This window comes from Granulicatella elegans, assembly GCF_020735385.1.
In the GTDB taxonomy this organism is placed as follows: domain Bacteria; phylum Bacillota; class Bacilli; order Lactobacillales; family Aerococcaceae; genus Granulicatella; species Granulicatella elegans_B.
In genome coordinates this window covers 1474630-1492516 of sequence record NZ_CP085953.1, presented here as the reverse complement: position 1 = coordinate 1492516, position 17887 = coordinate 1474630, and the positions used below count along the sequence as shown (strand labels likewise).

Genomic DNA, 17887 nt, shown 5'->3' with positions numbered 1-17887 from the left:
TTGACGACTTCTCCATTGTTCATTGATTTTAGCGAATTTTTAGTGATAATTCTTGTAATTGTTGTTCAGATACTGGACTTGGTGCTTGTGTCATAGTATCCATTGCTGAACCGTTTTTAGGAAATGCAATCACTTCACGGATGTTATCTTCCCCAGCTAATAACATGACTAAACGGTCTAATCCTAATGCAATTCCTCCGTGTGGTGGGAATCCATAATCTAACGCATCCATTAAGAATCCAAATTGTTCTTGTGCAGATTCTTTTGTGAATCCTAATACTTCAAACATTGCTTCTTGCATGTCTCTTCTATAAATTCTTAATGATCCTCCGCCTAATTCATATCCATTTAATACAATGTCATAAGCTTGAGCTTTAGCTGCTGCTGGATTTTCTAATAAAGCATTGAAATCTTCATTAACTGGACGAGTAAATGGATGGTGCATTGCTTGATAACGGTTTGCATCTTCGTCATATTCTAATAATGGCCAATCAACAACCCATAAGAAATTGAATTTAGATTGATCAATTAATTCATGTTTTCTACCGAAGTGCAAACGTAATTCAGATAATGATTGAGCTACAACACTTGGTTTATCCGCACAGAAGAAAATAATATCTCCCACTTCTGCATCTAAACGTTCTCTTAACGCTGCTTCTTGATTCACTAAGAATTTAGCAATTGGACCTTTAAGACCATCTTCTTCCACTTTCAACCAAGCTAATCCTTTTGCACCATACTTAGCAACAAATTGAGCTAAGTTATCGGCATCTTTACGTGAATATGCATCTGCTAATCCTTTTAAGTTTAAAGCTTTGACATGTCCACCATTTTCAACAACTGTACTAAACACTTTTAAGTCAGAATCTTTTACAATATCGGCTACATCGATTAATTCTAATGCAAAACGAGTATCTGGTTTATCATTCCCATAACGGCTCATTGCTTCAGCAAATGAAAGACGTGGGAATGGTGTTGTGACTTCTACTCCTAATGTATCCTTCATGACTTTTTTCAATAAGCCTTCCATCATTTCTTGAATTTCTTCAGCTGATAAGAAACTTGTCTCAATATCGACTTGTGTAAATTCAGGTTGACGGTCTCCACGTAAATCTTCGTCACGGAAGCAACGAACGATTTGGTAGTAACGGTCTAATCCCCCACCCATTAATAATTGTTTAAATGTTTGTGGTGATTGTGGTAATGCATAGAAACTTCCTTCATGTACACGAGAAGGTACTAAGTAGTCACGAGCTCCTTCTGGAGTTGATTTTGCTAAGTATGGTGTTTCTACATCGATAAATCCTTCCGTATCTAAATATTCACGAATCGCACGAGTTGTTTTATGACGTAAACGCAAGTTTTCTAATACAGGTTTGCGACGCATATCTAAATAACGATATTTCATACGTAATTCATCTGAAGCTACTTTGTCATCTTCAATGTAAATTGGTGGAGTTTTAGCTTTTGTTAATAATTCAACATGGTGAACTTCTAATTCCATTGTACCTGTTTTTAAATTTGGATTTGTTAATCCTTCACCACGTAAAGCAACAGTCCCTGTTACTTCAATAACGTATTCAGGACGTAATGTGTCCGCAATTTCAAAAGCTACTTGATTATGTTGTGGGTTAAATACAACTTGCATCACACCTTCACGGTCTCGTAAGTCGATAAAAATAACCCCACCATGGTCACGACGTTTTTGTACCCAACCATGTAATGTAATTTCTTTTCCTACTAATTCTTCTGTGACTAATCCACAGTAAATTGATCTCTTTTTCATACAAATCCCTACTTTCTATTTGCCAAAATATTCATCAATTGCTGTCGTATCCATTGTTGCTTGACGGAATAAACTATCAAAATCTTCATATACATCTGCTAAGTCAACTTTTACCTCTTTACCAGTGCTCATTACTTTCAGTGGAACTTGACGACTTGCCAACTCTTCTTCCCCTAATGTAATCACAACTTTTGCTCCATATTTTTGAGCATTTTTAAATTGAGGTTTTGCTTTTCTACCGAAGAAATCACGATCCACAGAATAACCTTGTTGACGTAATGAAATAGAAAGTTTTAATACTTCTTCTTCTGTTTCTTCCCCTAAACTGACAATATAAGCATCTAATTCTTGTAAGTCAGGAATTTCAACTTGTTCATCTTTCATTAATAATACAAGTCTTTCCATTCCTAATCCAAACCCAAATCCCGGAGTTTCCGGTCCATCTAACTCTTGAACGAGACCATCATAACGTCCTCCACCACAAATCGTAGTTTTAGCACCAAATGATTTTGAATCCGTCATAATTTCAAAAATTGTATCTTGATAATAATCTAATCCACGAACCATTGTTTCATCAATTTCAAATGGAATTTCTAAGGCTGTTAAATATTGTTGCACTTTTTCAAAGTGAGTGCGTGCTTCATCAGATAAAAATTCTAAAATACGTGGTGCATTTTTAACGATTTCGATATCACGTTTATCTTTACTATCTAATACACGTAATGGATTTTTATGAAGACGATTTTTTGAATCTTCACTTAATTCTTCTGTAAATGGTTCTAAATAATCAATTAAAGCTTGGCGGTATGCAATACGATCAGCTGTTTTACCAAGAGAATTAATCACTAAGCGCATATTTGACAAACCAAGTTCTTTTAATAAATCCCATGCCATTGCAATAGTCTCAACATCTGTTGCTGGATTTGTTGAACCAAATACTTCTACCCCTAATTGGTGGAATTGTCTTAAACGACCTGATTGTGGACGTTCATAACGGAACATTGGTGCCATATAATATACTTTATAAGGTTTCTTATGTTCTGGACCAAATAATTTATTTTCTACATATGCACGAACGATAGCTGCAGTTCCTTCTGGACGTAATGTAATATGACGGTTACCCTTGTCATAAAAATCATACATTTCTTTTGAAACGATATCTGAAGTATCACCTACACCTCGGCTAAATAATTCATAGCTTTCAAACATTGGTGTACGCATTTCTTCAAATTGATAATCACCTAAAATGATGCGAGCTGTTTCTTCAATATAATGCCAAATCTTTATTTCCTCTGGTAATAAATCGGCTGTTCCTTTTGGTTTTTGAATCATTTTATCCCTACTTTCTATGTATAAAAAATATGTAAAAAAATCCTGACTCAATGAGTCAGGACGATTATTTCGTGGTACCACCTAAATTTGAACAGAGTTTTCTCTATTCCTCTACTAAATAACGGCTATTTTACCGGAATAACTTTGCATTATTCTCCTCCAGAGTGTCTTTCAATTCTCTCAGTCTTTTGAGAAACTTTCAGCCATGATTTCTCTCTCTAATTGCTGCGAATCTACTTAGCTCCTTCAATGGATTTCCTATGAAATTGATACTAATTTACTAAAAAGTTGACAATTTGTCAAGTGATGTGGATTGAATTGTTAAATTTTGTGTCAAACACAAGTGATAATGTCACAATTAAACACACGTAAAAATATGCCAAATAATATGCTCCATTCAATGTTATAATTTAAAAAAAACAGAATTCGCAATTTTATTTTTTCCTACGTTACATCTTGTATGAATATACTAATGACTTATCTACCAATAGTGGAAGAACGAGATTACGAAAGCGTTCCAACCTTTGCTGGGTCTTCTGTTATATCTAACTATATTTAGCTTTTTCACTTCTCTTATTTGTACTTTTAATTAGTATTCTTCATGTTAAAAATTTACATAGCAGTAAAAAGTACGCATTTTAAAAAAAGAAAATAAACTCCTAAAACGTTGTCGTAACAAGGTTTAGGAGCCTTTTTGATTCTATAAAGTGTTAAAAAGCAAAACAACAGCATTACGAATTCTCAAGCTTAGTCAAGTCTAATGCCATCGGCTGAAAAGATTGATTTTCATCACTTACTATCGAACCATATTTAGTAAAACCAAAACTCTCATAAAAATTGATTACCTTATCATGGTTTACACTATCCAACACAATAGTCTGTCCACCAATAATCTTCCGAGCTTTTTGAATTTGAGTAAGAACTAAATTCATCAATTCATCACCACTGATTCTCTTATCAGCTTTATAGTTTTTTTCCGAATTGGGCTATTAGAATAGCTGGAATTTCTGAAATATGTTTTGCTGCAGAACGCTTTCCACTGCTCAAAAGCTTCTTCTTTTGACTATTTGATAAGTCATCCATTTTAACAACTTTCAATGTTAGAGAGAAAACTCCAAGCAAATCACTAGAAGAATTCGGCGCTTCCACAATAAACGAACGTGTCTTATTATCCAACTCATCCTTTATAGCTAATTTAGAAAAATAATCAAGCATATCTTGGTTTCCATTAAAATCAAACTCTTCTATTACCAGATTAGAAAGAGCTAATTAGGTTTCTTCTTTAAAATGATTAACACTTTTTTCATTAGATGGATTTAGCCTTCCATCTTCAATCCATTTTTTCCACATAGTATTGTAGATGACATCCTTGTAGAACTCTTTTAATGGGGTCATAACTAAATCATCTGAGGTAAGCATCAAATCTGCCTTCTGTCCTATTTGGTCTTTCAACTGGTTTAGAAGATTTCTTAATAGCATCTAGGAATTTTTTAGTTGGAGCTGATTGCTTAATTTTTTTCAAATCTTCTTCAGTAAAAACTATCTCACGAGTAATACTAATTGTAGCCATATCTAAACCTCCTATTTAATTTACCATAATAATTATCTATATTATACTCTTTATAACGCTTCTCAGTCAATTGAGAGAACCATTGACGCTGTCATCCGTCATAAACAAGTGGTACTATCCAATTAATGTTACAAATTAGGATATTTCGGCTCAGTTTAATTTGCACTTAACAGTAATGTGAATAGAAATGTTAAATTTTGATGATAAATTTTTTATTCATTAAATAAACCATCTCTGTATTCACTACTATTGTTTTCTTCATATGTTCTTTTAGAAATAATATATCTGGGTCTGTTTTTAGTTTCTAAATAAATCTTTCCTATATATTCACCAATAACCCCTAAACTAATGAGTTGTACTCCCCCTAATAAGCTAACAATAGCATAGGTACTAGCCCATCCTGCAACACTTTCTCCTGTAAATTTAGTCCATAGAACCCAAACAATTAGTAGAAAACTAAAAAATGATGTACAAACTCCTAAAATAGTAATCATACGAATAGGCTTTACAGATAAACTTGTAATACCATCAACTGCTAATTTAACCATTTTAGAAAGTGGATAATGACTCTCTCCTGCGATTCTTTCTTCTCGTTTATAAGTTACAATCGAGTATTGAAAACCAACTAAAGGCACAATTCCTCTTAAAAATAAGTTAACTTCTTTATATTTACTTAATTCTTCAATAAATCGTTTACTCATCAAACGATAATCTGCATGATTAAATATAATTTCAGCACCAAAAAAGCTCATTAAACGATAAAAACTTTCCGCTGTAAATCTTTTAAAAAATGTATCTGTTTCTCTATTTTCTCTTACTCCATATACAATTTCAGAACCTTTTTCATAAGCTTCTAGCATTTTATTTACACAATGAATATCATCTTGTCCATCGGCATCAATGGTAATAACTACGTCTGCAAATGTTTTAGCCTCGAATAGTCCTGCTAAAACACTACTTTGGTGTCCACGATTTCTACTTTGGCTAATTCCAACAACGAACTCATTATTTAAATATTCTTCTATTAAATTCCACGTATCATCAGTACTTCCATCATTCACATACATCACTCTTGATTGTTGAGAAATGATTTCTTTTTCTACCAATTCTTGAATTTTATCTTTAAAACTCACATTGGTAAAAGGTAAAACTTTTTCTTCATTAAAACATGGAATAACTATATATAAGATTGGCTTTTTCTTCATTGAAACTCCTTAATTATTTTTAAATTTATAAATACTCATACTTTCAATTTCTTTTTCAAAATCATAGTATTCTTTTATATATTCTTTAATAAATTCATCTGTTAATCTACGATAATCCCATCTTGAATCAAAAACAATATATTTCGGTGGATTATTTAGGATAGAATTTTTAAAATCATCAATTAAAGGTGTTTCATCCTTTAACGATGGAATAAAGAAAAATTTTGTACTAGCTAATCGATCACTTTCTAAATAAATAATTCCATTCATTCTATGGGAATAAATTCTATCGTCATTATATGTATGAGTACGAATATAGTTAGCTACTTCTCTCTCATTAACAGACAAGTCTTGATAACGATGTGAAATATTATCTTTTATTTCCTTTAAAGGATGATAATAAATGATACACATTCCAATTAGTAATATCACAATTCCATATTTTGATAAATAACTGTTAAAATGCTCCATAAAAATACTAATATAAGGTACATATAATGGAATCAACACTAATAAATAATGGAAATATGTTCTCTTTGAAACTAATGCAACCACAATACAAAAAATCACTAATAGATTATAAGCAATGACTTTCCAATGATATTTTTTTAATGCTAGTAGGCTAGATAATACAATGAATAAGTTAATTTGTAGATAATTGGTTTGAAATAAATACCATTCGATTACTTCTTTTAACGAATACTCACTCGGTTGTTTCGAATAAATCATATTTACAATAAACGACTGATAAAACATATCAGTTAATGCACCATTCATCATTAAATATAAAAATAATGGCACAAGAATTAGAAGAATTCCACTTAAAAATAATCCTATTAATTGAATTAAGTCTTTATACTTTTTTTGATAGACTAAATTTACAGTAATGTATAAAGTAAAAAATAACCACATTCCTACCATATTAGCTTTTGTAAAAAATACAATAGAGAAAAATAAACCATTTAGTACAACTTCCATTGGTTTAATTTTACAAGTTAATGAATAGTTTAAAAATACATATAAAGAATAACTGATACAAGGTAAAATATAACCTTCTAATCCCCATCCACCTTCAAAATACTTTTCAAAAATAATAAACACAATAACATTAACCAATATAGAAATGGTTTTATCCGAAAATAATCGTGAGATACGATAAGACCAATAAAAAAATAAATATATACACAATAAATATAATGCTTTTATCCCTAATGGTCCTGCGATAAAGTAGCCTAAAGCATTAAAAATAAAAATAAATGGTCCTTTATGATCAAATAAATTAGTATACATTACTTGACCATGATTCATCGCATATCCAAAATATTCAAATATACTTGCATCATAAAGTGCTAAACCTTTTCGAACACTTGTCGTCATTGATAACCAAACTATTATCATTAAAACAAAGGATACAAAATTACCAATGAAAAAATCCTTTTTAAATTTCAATGAACATCCCCCTAAATGTATCATAATGTACAAGTATTATATCATAATCTAATAAAATTCGTCGAATATCTTTAATATTTTGTAAAATGAAAATCCCTACCATTTTATTAGTAAAGGATTCTCAAATAATATATTCTATTTTAAAATCTTTTTTAATTTTCATTCAGATATTTTTTCTAAATCAAAACTATCCATCACTCGCCCTTTTGTTAACACAATAACATTCGAGCAAAACGATTCAATTAACGACTGATTATGACTAATAAAAAGTATCGTCATATTTGTTTCTTCTTGAATTTTTTGTAACACTTTTATAACCTTTTCTTGATTCGCATCATCTAGTGAACTTGTTATTTCATCACAAATCAAGCACTCAGGTTGCGCTAAAACAGCTCTTGCAATCACACATCTTTGACATTGTCCTCCAGATAATTGATGAGGATATTTTTCTAACCAATCGAATTCTAACTCTAGGCTTGTAAATAATTCCTGTATCATTCGAATTCGTTCCAGACGACATTTTATTTTTCGCATAAATCTTAACGGTTCTTCCAAGCTTTTCAAAATCGTTTGATTCGGATTAAAAGATAACAAGCTATTTTGGAATAAATATTGAACTTTTCTGTAATAACTTTGTTTTTCATGAATCAATAATTCTCCTAATTCTTTTCCTTCAATCTCAATTTTGCCTTCGTATGGAATAAAGCCTGATAAAATCTTTGCAAGAGTTGTCTTTCCAGCTCCTGAATGACCCATTATTCCGGTTACTTTGTATTTTGGAATATCGACCGTAATGCTTTGAAGAATCGCATCATTACTTTGATAATGATTGGATACATTTTTCAATTGGAAAAATACTTCTTTTTCGACAGCAGTGCCTCGAACAAATGGAATTCTTTCTTGTAGTGCTTCCTCTTTTTCTACAAAATGTCCCTCTTCTAAAGTCAACACTTTCGTACAAAATTGATAGGCTAATTCTTGTTGATGTGTCACCATAATGGTTGCTACTTTATGATGCTTAGCAACAGTAACGATTAGTTTCATCATTTCCATTTGCAAAGGAGCGTCTAATGCACTAAAGGGTTCATCAGCAATAATTAATTTCGGCTGATTGATAAAAGCCATTGCAATCATAACTCTTTGCAACATTCCTCCAGATAATTCGTGAGGATATAAGTGCAACACCTTTTCTTCTAATTGAAGCATTTTCAGAGTTTCGATTATTTTTTGTGGTTCTGATTGTACCATTAATTCTTCCAACTGTTGACCAATTGTAAATAACGGGTCCAAACTATGTTGTCCATTTTGAAAAATAATGCCAATATCTTGCCTCAAATATTCTCTTCTTTTTTTACTTTCTAAATTCAACCAGTTTTCTTCTAAAAGCTTCATTTCAGTCGCATTCATTATTACTTTTTGATGAATATTTCCAAGAATACATTCTAAAAAAGTCGATTTTCCAATTCCAGACTCACCAATAATCCCAATAACTTCGCCTTCTGCAATTGAAAAGTCTAAATTTTTAAGGACTAGTTCTTTTCCATATGAAGCATTTAATTGTTTAACGTCAAAAACTGTTTTTCCCATTAGTCTTTTACCAATTTATTCGTAATATGATAAAAATCAGATGGAGAAAGTTCAAAATGATGAATATAATTGTTCATTGCCCCATGTAAGTTAACAAATCCAATATAATCAACCACTGCTTCATCTCTTGCATAATCTTGAATTTCTGCCACTTCACTACGAATTTTATCGGTATCTACTTCATGAGCTAAGTTAGAAATTTTTTCATCTAACCATGAATCTGAATTTTTCACATAATTCAAAGCCCCTTCACTAGATAAAGTTGCATTTAGGAAATAATGAGGATCTCCCGTTGGCAATGTTAATGCTGAAGCTAATGCAATGTCATAATCTAATTGATTTAATCCGTCGACTTTTTCTCGAATATCAATTTTCAAATCAATCCCCACTTGTTTGAATTGTTGTTGCAAAGCTGTAGCAATTTTTTTATTGGCTAATCTCTTATAAGTTTTTAGAACAATTTGTAATGGCTCATTTTGAGCATTCACTAAAATACCATCTGCATTTTTAGTTTTATAGCCAGCTTCTGCTAATAATTTTGTCGTCAATTCTGGTTGGTATTGTTTATTAGCAAATGTACCACTTGAATAAATACTAGAATCTAAAAAGGCACCGTCTGCAGGAGTGACATGACCTTTTAAGAAGTCTTGTGTCAATTCTTGTTTATTAATCGCATGTAAAATCGCTTGACGAACTTTTTTATCTTGTAATCTTGCTTTATTCAATTCTAAATGGTACGTTCTCGTACTTGGTTGATTATATACTTGAACAGAAGAATCTTTCATTAATGAATCAGCAACATCATCATTTAAATCTAATCCACCATCTACCTCTTTTGATTTAATCGCTAATTCCAATGTTTTTTGGTCTGGAATTAATTGATAATGAACTTCCTTAATCGAAGCATTGCCATCCCAATAATGAGTCGAAGCCGTTAATGAAATGGAATCATTTGGTTTGAACTCTGTCACTTCATAAGGACCAGTTCCTATTATTTTGTCCGTGCTAGTTACATCTACAATAGCTGTTTTTGCATCCACTAATTCATGAATAAATTGAGGACTTGTTTTTTCAGTTTTTACTGTAAACGTTAATGCATCCTGTACTGTATAAGTAGCTGTTTTAAAAATTTTACCTGACTTATGGTTTTCTCCTACTCTTTGAAGGCTAGCAATAACCGCATCACTAGTCACAGGATTTCCATTTGAAAATGTAAGGTTTTCTTTTAAATGAATTTCCCATGTTTGATCATCAATCATCTTATAAGAGGATGCTAACCATGGTTCTACATCAAAATCCTTTGTTAAACGGAATAATGTTTCACCAATCCCAAACCGAATCGTATACCAACCTTCCCAATCTTTTGCGGGGTCAATTCCTGCAGTAAATTGAGAATATCCAATTTTAAACGTTGAATTTTGCGAACTTTCTTGTTGTTGAGAGGTTGGCTGTACAGGTGCACATCCCACTAATACTGCTGCTGCAATGGTTAATAACATATTTTTTAATTTCATCATTTTCTCCCTTTCTTCTGTTGAATCCAATTGTGAATTCCGTTAAATATAATAATCGTTATCGTAATTGCAAGTCCTGGTGCAATCATTAACCATGGTGCTTGTTCAAACGATAATCTTCCTTCATTTAGCATTGCTCCCCATTCTGGTTGAGGAACTTTTACACCTATCCCTAAAAAAGATAAAGTTGCTAAACTTAAGATAGTACTCGAAATATTGACCATCATATACGTCACTAATGGTAGTTGGATATTTTTTAAAATTATAATCATCCGATACCATAATGGAGCTCCTTGCATATACATTACGGTGACATATTCTCGAACTTTAATATTACGAATTTCTCCTCTTGTTAATTTGGCATAATACGGCAAATAACTAATGACAAGAGCAATGACGCCATTTCTTAACCCTCCCCCTAATACTCCAGCTACCGTAATGGCAATGAGTAAACTAGGAATGGCTAATAAAATATCTACCATATTTGTTATGATTCTGTCGATCCATCCACCAAATACTCCCGCTAGTCCTCCTAAAAGCATTCCCCCTAAATAAGATAATCCAACAATAAACAGAGAAGCTCCAATCGAATATCTAGCTCCTACAATCACTCGAATAAAAACATCACGACCAAAATCATCCGTACCAAACCAATGACGAGAATTTGGTGGATTTAACAAATCATTGGCATTCATTGTTTCGTAATTTAAACATAATGTACTACACAATAGTAATACAACTACTAAAATAATAATTTCAATTCTCCATTTTTTCTTATTTATCATGGCCACTCACCACCTTTAATACGAGTATCTGTTCTATTTTGTAATCCATCAGATACTTGAGTGAGCAATAAATAAAAAAAACTTATACATACAACAATCATTTGTACGAGTGGATAATCTCTCGAACTAATGCTATCCATTAATAACTTCCCAATTCCTGGCCAATAAAAAATGGTTTCAACTACAACGACACCCGCCATTAAAGAACCAAACGATAGTAAAATAATCGTCACCATTGTAGGAAATATATTTTTCATTAAATGACGTTGAAAGATTTTTGACTCTTCCATTCCACGGTAATAAAGCACTTTAACATATTCCTGTTGCAATTCTTGTTCTAACAACGCTGAAAATTGTTGAATAAATTTTGCACTCACTGGAATAACAATCGTAATAATCGGTAAGATTAAACCAATACCACCTTGTTTTGCTAGTAATGGAACCCATTTTAATTGAACACTAAATACATACATTAAAAAATAACCAATCACGAAAGATGGCAATGACATTTTGAAAAATAGAATCAATTGCAAGAGTGATTTTACAATCCGGTTTTGACATCGTACAAAAAATATAGACAAAGGAATTGAGATTCCTAGTGAAACCATTAATGTTATCACTGCTAATTGAATCGTATTCATAACTGCTGGAATCATTAATTTCTCTGTTTGTATATCTGACATTAAACTCTTCCCAAAATCTCCTTGAAGAAATTTAAAAAGCCAATTTCCATATTGTACTAGTAAAGGTTGATTGAGTCCCATTTCCTCACGCATGAGTGCAAGAGCCTCTGTGGAAACTCTCCCTGTTCCAGCTGACATTTTTACAGATGCTGGATCACTAGGTGCTATATGAATGAGTAAAAACACAAAAAATGAAATGCCAACAAAAAGTATACATATGGTTAAAAGTCTTTTCATTACTTTAATCATTTACTTCCACTCCTTACTTTTTAGCACATAGTAAGAATAAAGGTGTTGGATTATAAAATTCATCTTTTTCTAGATAAATCCTTTGGCTAATTGATCGATCAATTTGCAAAGATTCCACTTCTTGATTTAATAAATAGTGCACATCCCATTGAGGTCGTACTTCACTAGAAATGGATAAGCTTCTTTGAATCATTTCGCATTCTGTTAAAGTATCTTTGCTTAAATGATGATGAGCATGATGCTGTGGTAAATGACTCGTATCTGTCATGCTCGAAGCACCATAATTTCCATCAATATTTATGAGTAATCCACCTTTTTTTAATACTCGAAGCCATTCACGATAAGCTTTTGGAACATCTGGCAATGTCCAAGTGACATTTCTTGCAATAACAATATCAAAGCTTGCATCAGCAAATCCTAAATTTTGAGCATCCATGACTAAAAATTGCGCATCAAACTTTTCTTGTTTAGCAAAAACAGTAGCTGAATGTATCATTTCCTTTGTTAAATCAATCCCTATTACTTCATGACCTAATTGACTTAAAATGCCTGTAAAGAATCCTGTTCCACAACCAATATCTAAAATTTTTAATGATTTTTCTTGTGGTAAATATTTTTTAAATTCGGTAATCCATCGATCTTTTAATGGACTATGAAATTCTCTTATTCGTTGTTCAAGAAAAGAAGAGCTTCGATTTGTCCAATAATTTTTAACACGTTCTTGTATCGTTTGTTCTGGTGTCATTACACATCCTCCTTTACGACTTTGATACAAAACATTGGTGTTGCACCATAATTTAATTGTTCTTCATAATCCCACACCAAATCTCCAAAGTTTTCTTCTGTTTCTACTGAAATACCTTTCTGTGACAAAAAATAATTCCTATCCCATTGCGGTCTTTGTTGATACGTCAAAGGTAATTGCTCAACAATCCAATTCATTTTTTCCTCATTAACACCTTCACCTTGCCAATAATCTTCTAACTTCTCTTCAATAGCTTTTTTACGTTTTTCTTCAAACTCTTTTTCTAATGATTCATTTTGAAGAAACGCATACCAATTAGCATCAAAAATAAATAATCTTCCATTTGGTTTCAAGACTCTTAACCATTCTGAATAAGCTTGTTGTGGTTTTTCTAAATTCCAAGTTAAATTTCGGCTTACAATGATATCAAAACTTTCTGGTTTAAACTCTAGCTTTTGTGCATCCATTTGAATGAGTTGTATACTTGAATGTTCTTTGCCATATTTTTGAATATTCTCTTTGGCAACTTCTAGCATTTTATCGGAAACATCAATACCTGTTATAGTTGTATAACCTAATTCTTCTAAAATAATTGAAAAAAAACCGGGGCCTGTCCCTATATCTAATACTTTAAGATTTGGATTAGCTGGTAACAATCGCTTCAATTCTTCTTTCCATCTTTTTCTTTGAATTCCTTCTAATTCTTTTTGATTCACTTTGGAATATCCTGTATATCGATGATTCCAATAGTTTTGTATTTCTTCTAACAGGTTCACATTTGTTACTCCCTTTTCATCTTACTTTTATAAATTCAGTTACAAGTTTATCAAAGAGTTTTCGGTTTAATGTTAACAAATCATCACATTTAAAAAATATTTTTTTATAAAACTTATGTTAACAAAAAAGAATTCCAGATTTAATCTGAAATTCTTCTTAATTCATCACTTTTATCGTAATCTTTTTTCTTCCAAAATCCATTGCTTGCTGTACTTCAGGATAATGTAAATCAATTCGATTTCCTTTAATATCTGCACCTGTATCTCCAGCAATCGCAATTCCATACCCTGGAACTTCCACTAAAGTTCCTAATGGAATTTGAGTGGGATCTACTGCAATGACATTAGGATTTTGTCTTAAATCAATGCCCATTGCTGTATAATTATTTAGCCCAGGTTGTTTATAAGAATAGGCTGTTGCTTCTGCAACAAATTCTTTTCCAACAGAACTAGAATTTGTTTCACTAGTTACTGTTTTACTCTTTGAAGAAGATTGGTTTAGCTGTTGATTTTCAAGAGATTTCTTACCTGTTGCTGAAGTGGTTTCTTTAGAATTTTCAATAGAAGACTCTTTAACCTTTTCTTCTTTTTTACTTTCACTAGGAGAGTGATGAGTGGTTGGTTCTTCATTTTCACTCGACTGTTTTACTTTTTCACGAATTGCTAACAATGCTTCTTTATTAGTAGAAAGATTTTGTTTTAAAACTTGAATACTTTCTTCATATAAAGTAGATTCTGTTTGTAAATCTTGCTGTTTTTTTAATAAACTATCTTCATTCTCTTTTAATTCTTGTTTTGAAATGACTAATGAATGAACTTCTTGTTTATAGTTTCGTATTGTTAAAATATCTGCTTTGAATAACTCTTGAATCGTAAAAAAGCGATGGAAAAAATCAGAAATACTCGCTGCCTGAACCAGTTGAATAAACCGTTGATAAACAATACCACTTGACTGCAATGCTAATAAACGTTGTTTCACAACTGATTCTTTCTCCACTAATTTTTCTTGTTGTTGATTAATTTGTTGTTCTAATAACGCTTGATTGGATGCTAACTCCTTTAAATCGTTCTTTAATGTTGCAACTTGACGATATTTCTCATTAGCAAAATTTAATTTTTGAGAAAGCTCTTGCTCTAATTGAAGAATGGATTCTTGAGAGATTTCTTGTGCATGTATGGATATAGGAGAATGTGTCAATAATAGACCTACTACTCCCGTAATGACAATATTTTTTCTTAATCGCTTATCCAGATCCATTCACCACACTTTTCTCATAGTATTCTTCATTATACAAATTCTATATAAAAAAAACGTAACAACCATATTACAGTGTTGTTACGTTTCACGATTAGTATTTTCTAAATTTTTCTAAGCGTTGGCTTACTAGTTCCTCTTTTGATTTGGTACGCCATTCTTTTAAAGATACCAATAAAGTAGTTTGAAGTTCTGTCGCTATTTTTTAACGAACGGTTTTTCTCTAAAATAATTTTATCGACAATTCCTTCTTTCATTAATTTCTTACTTGTAAACTTCATTAATTCACTTGCTTGTTCAGCTTTTTTACTATCTTTCCACAAAATCGAAGCAAATCCTTCTGGATGAACTTGCCCAAAATTTCGCTCGATATTTTCTTGTAACGTATGACCTTTTTGCATTCCAATAACTGTAACTGAAATCTCTTTTAAGCGTACAACATATCCTTTCTTCACTAGTACATTAACTGCTACTGTTAGCGTCCCAACCGTTACATTTAATGTATTGGCAACTTCTGTTGTTGTATGTTCATGGTACATACCAATTGCTTCAATGGCATGCATTTCTTTAATGGATAAATCTTTAAATTGACTTTGCGCCAATGAAGATTCTTCAATATCAAGCATTTGATTAAGGACGTCTACCAAATACTCATTAATTTTCTCTAGAGTTGTTTCCATTCCTTTCTACTAATTAGTTTGAATATCAAACATTTTCATGATTATTCAATTGGCGTAAAAATTAACCTTAATGCATGTAATAGCACTACTACTGTACTTCCTTCGTGAAGAATGACTCCAAGAGTTAGATCACTCCATCCTAGAAAATTTAAAATCACTAATAAAATTACAATAAATAGTGAAAAAAGTAAGTTTTGCTTTGTAACGGTCATCATTAATTTTGAAACTTTATGTAATGTTTTTAAAGAATCTAATTGACTAGTCATTAATACAATATCACTTGATTCCATTGCAACATCAGTTCCTTTTCCCATTGCAATCCCAACTTCTGCACTCACTAATGCTGGTGCATCATTAATACCATCTCCTACCATTGCAATTGTCGGATATTTCATGGTCCACTCTTTTAGAGTATTTGCTTTTTCTTCTGGTAATACATTGGCTCTAACTTCATCCACTTCTAATTCGTTAGCAATTGCCTCAGCCGTTTGAATAGAATCTCCCGTTAAAAGCATCGTTTGAATATTTTCTTGTTTGAAATAATCAATCACTTGTTTTGCTTTTTCTTTTGGAGTATCTAATAGCGCTACTGCTCCAACTACTAAATGGTCTTCACTCAAAACTACAACGGTTTTCCCTTCATTCATCCACTGTTCAACAATTTCTGCATATTTTCCTAATGTAGCGAAACTAGAAGGTTTTCCAACACGATACGTGCGATTTCTATAAGTTGCTTCTAATCCAATTCCTACTTTTGGTATAACAGATAATGAATAAGTAGGATAAGCTAATCCAGATTCTACGATTGCAAAGGCTAATGGATGATTTACTTTTCTCTCCATCGATACAAGAATGGAATATAATTCAAATTCACGATCTTTATCCATTACTTTGGACACAACTTTCGGTGTTCCATTTGTAAGTGTACCAGTTTTATCAAAAGCAATCGCTTCAACTTCAGACATTTTTTCTAAAGAAGCTCCAGATTTAATAAAGATTCCTTTTCTAGATAAAGTTGAAATAGCAGCTACTGTTACCGGTGTTGCACTAGCGGCTAGTGCACATGGAGATACGGCAATTAAATAAACCATTCCACGATAAAAAGCTGTTAAGAAATCCCAGTTTAAAAATAGAATTCCGATCGCTAATACAACAGGGAATAAAGCCAATACGATTGTGACATAGACTGGTTCCCATTTCTTTAAAAAACTTCCCGTACGAGTTAATGATTGACCGGCTTCTTGCACTAAAGTAATAATCTTTCCAAGTACACTATCTTGTTGTTTTTTAGTAACCTTAACCAGCAATGTTTGTGTCAGATTTAAAGTTCCAGCAAATACTTCATTCCCTACTTCTTTTTCAACTGGAATAGATTCACCAGTTACAGAAGCTTGATTAACAGAAGACATTCCTTCAATAATCATTCCATCTGCTGAAATTTGACTTCCATTCAATACTTGAATAATATCTCCAATTTCTAAAGAAGATGCATCCACTTCCTCAAAATGTCCATGACTCATTTGTTTTAATGCAACTTTTGGTTGCAATTGTAATAATTGAGTCATATCTTTACGACTTTTCTTTTCTACATATTCTTCAAGTGAATGAGCAATCGTAAAAATAACAATTAGCATTGCTGCTTCTTCAAATTTTCCAATAAAAATTGCTCCAAGAGCAGCAAGTGTCATCAGTAAATGAACATTTGGACGAAACTGTTTAAATTGTTTAGTCTCCTGTATTGTATCCATAATGCCTTCAGCAATGATTTCTTTCCCAATAAAAGCAATCGTTAAAAGGAATAAAGCATTCGCAATCCATCCTACACTTCTTTCTAAAATCAATGCTCCTATAAACATTCCAATAGCAAGAACCCAACGTTGCCAAGAAATTTCATGATGATGGTGACCAGAACAACTTCCACAATGAGTATGAGAATGATGTTCATGAGAATCATGATTATGATGGCAATGGGCATCTTGGTGATGTTCATGATGGTGGTGATGTTTCCCGTGTTCATGAGTGTGATGATGACTGTGCTGTTCTTCCAGTTCATCAGAGCGTTCTTCATGATGATGTGATTCTTCAGTTGCTCTTCCATTCAATAATTGATGATATTTTAGTTTAAAAACTTCCATAAATTCTTCTAAAGCTTTAAATTGATGTTTCATACTCCACTCCCTTTCTTACTAAATTGATTATACATGAATATTTATTCATATGTCAATAAAAAAATAAATGACTTATTATAATAGCAGATCATGAAACCGCGGG

The 17887-nt window shown here is 31.9% G+C and carries 15 protein-coding genes and 2 pseudogenes; all 17 read right to left on the bottom strand.

Annotated elements, in window-relative coordinates; genetic code table 11:
• Positions 1 to 28: 28 nt before the first annotated feature.
• The gene (gene aspS / locus LK443_RS07405; RefSeq protein ID WP_227931293.1) at positions 29 to 1786 is read right to left on the bottom strand and encodes an aspartate--tRNA ligase; all 1758 of its coding nucleotides are present in this window, start codon (positions 1784 to 1786) and stop codon (positions 29 to 31) included.
• Between the two features lie 15 nt (positions 1787 to 1801).
• Positions 1802 to 3118, bottom strand: coding sequence for a histidine--tRNA ligase (gene hisS, locus LK443_RS07400; protein ID WP_227931292.1), 1317 nt, complete (start codon positions 3116 to 3118; stop codon positions 1802 to 1804).
• 731 nt (positions 3119 to 3849) lie between these two features.
• Positions 3850 to 4050 carry a hypothetical protein gene (locus tag LK443_RS07395; RefSeq protein ID WP_227931291.1) on the bottom strand — a complete coding sequence of 67 codons (201 nt, stop codon included), beginning with the start codon at positions 4048 to 4050 and terminating at the stop codon, positions 3850 to 3852.
• A gap of 31 nt (positions 4051 to 4081) precedes the next feature.
• Positions 4082 to 4333, bottom strand: coding sequence for a hypothetical protein (locus LK443_RS07390; protein ID WP_227931290.1), 252 nt, complete (start codon positions 4331 to 4333; stop codon positions 4082 to 4084).
• Between the two features lie 187 nt (positions 4334 to 4520).
• On the bottom strand, positions 4521 to 4688 hold the full coding sequence (locus tag LK443_RS07385) for a hypothetical protein (protein ID WP_227931289.1): 168 nt from the start codon (positions 4686 to 4688) through the stop codon (positions 4521 to 4523).
• Positions 4689 to 4900: 212 nt separating this feature from the next.
• Positions 4901 to 5893: a glycosyltransferase family 2 protein gene (locus LK443_RS07380; protein ID WP_227931288.1), complete on the bottom strand. Its 993-nt coding sequence runs from the start codon at positions 5891 to 5893 to the stop codon at positions 4901 to 4903.
• A 9-nt stretch (positions 5894 to 5902) separates the two neighbouring features.
• Positions 5903 to 7342, bottom strand: coding sequence for a hypothetical protein (locus LK443_RS07375; protein WP_227931287.1), 1440 nt, complete (start codon positions 7340 to 7342; stop codon positions 5903 to 5905).
• A gap of 159 nt (positions 7343 to 7501) precedes the next feature.
• Positions 7502 to 8929 (bottom strand): ABC transporter ATP-binding protein, encoded by a 1428-nt coding sequence (locus LK443_RS07370; protein ID WP_227931286.1) that lies wholly within the window; start codon positions 8927 to 8929, stop codon positions 7502 to 7504.
• Positions 8929 to 10443 carry an ABC transporter substrate-binding protein gene (locus LK443_RS07365; RefSeq protein WP_227931285.1) on the bottom strand — a complete coding sequence of 505 codons (1515 nt, stop codon included), beginning with the start codon at positions 10441 to 10443 and terminating at the stop codon, positions 8929 to 8931. Before LK443_RS07365 ends, LK443_RS07370 begins: the two co-directional genes overlap by 1 nt.
• Positions 10443 to 11228, bottom strand: coding sequence for an ABC transporter permease (locus tag LK443_RS07360; protein ID WP_227931284.1), 786 nt, complete (start codon positions 11226 to 11228; stop codon positions 10443 to 10445). Before LK443_RS07360 ends, LK443_RS07365 begins: the two co-directional genes overlap by 1 nt.
• Complete coding sequence (locus LK443_RS07355) at positions 11225 to 12160, bottom strand: ABC transporter permease (RefSeq protein WP_227931283.1); 936 nt, start codon at positions 12158 to 12160, stop codon at positions 11225 to 11227. Before LK443_RS07355 ends, LK443_RS07360 begins: the two co-directional genes overlap by 4 nt.
• 13 nt (positions 12161 to 12173) lie before the next feature.
• Positions 12174 to 12905, bottom strand: a complete 732-nt coding sequence (locus LK443_RS07350; protein ID WP_227931282.1) for a class I SAM-dependent methyltransferase — start codon at positions 12903 to 12905, stop codon at positions 12174 to 12176.
• Positions 12905 to 13681 carry a class I SAM-dependent methyltransferase gene (locus LK443_RS07345; protein ID WP_227931281.1) on the bottom strand — a complete coding sequence of 259 codons (777 nt, stop codon included), beginning with the start codon at positions 13679 to 13681 and terminating at the stop codon, positions 12905 to 12907. Before LK443_RS07345 ends, LK443_RS07350 begins: the two co-directional genes overlap by 1 nt.
• A gap of 157 nt (positions 13682 to 13838) precedes the next feature.
• Complete coding sequence (locus LK443_RS07340) at positions 13839 to 14939, bottom strand: 3D domain-containing protein (RefSeq protein WP_227931280.1); 1101 nt, start codon at positions 14937 to 14939, stop codon at positions 13839 to 13841.
• Between the two features lie 101 nt (positions 14940 to 15040).
• A pseudogene (locus tag LK443_RS09545) lies at positions 15041 to 15223 on the bottom strand (hypothetical protein); the annotation flags it as partial.
• Between the two features lie 3 nt (positions 15224 to 15226).
• Positions 15227 to 15616, bottom strand: a pseudogene (locus LK443_RS07335) (MarR family transcriptional regulator); the annotation flags it as partial.
• Between the two features lie 41 nt (positions 15617 to 15657).
• Positions 15658 to 17784 carry a heavy metal translocating P-type ATPase gene (locus tag LK443_RS07330; protein WP_265416414.1) on the bottom strand — a complete coding sequence of 709 codons (2127 nt, stop codon included), beginning with the start codon at positions 17782 to 17784 and terminating at the stop codon, positions 15658 to 15660.
• Positions 17785 to 17887 lie beyond the last annotated feature (103 nt).